Below are 230 nucleotides of genomic sequence, written 5' to 3'. Positions count from 1 at the left end.
CGTCCACCGCGTCCTCCGCCATCCGTCGGTACACCGTGAGCTTGCCGCCGACCACGGAGATCGGCGCGCCGGGCTCGTCCACGATGAGGTGGGTGCGGGAGGCGTCCGCGGTCGAGCCGCCCGCCACCCCGACGAGGGGGCGCAGGCCCGAGAAGCTCGCGGCGACGTCCTCCGCGCGGATCGGCTCCGCCAGGTGCTGGTTCAGGATGCCGAGCAGGAAGTCCCGGTCC

At 74.3% G+C, this 230-nt stretch carries 1 pseudogene; it reads right to left on the bottom strand.

The features are described from left to right. Nucleotides 1–230: pseudogene (locus OOT08_RS18105) on the bottom strand (glycerol-3-phosphate dehydrogenase/oxidase); the annotation flags it as partial.

Source organism: Leucobacter sp. M11, assembly GCF_035726885.1.
Classification (GTDB): domain Bacteria; phylum Actinomycetota; class Actinomycetes; order Actinomycetales; family Microbacteriaceae; genus JAPFRB01.
This window is presented reverse-complemented; position numbering and strand designations above follow the sequence as displayed.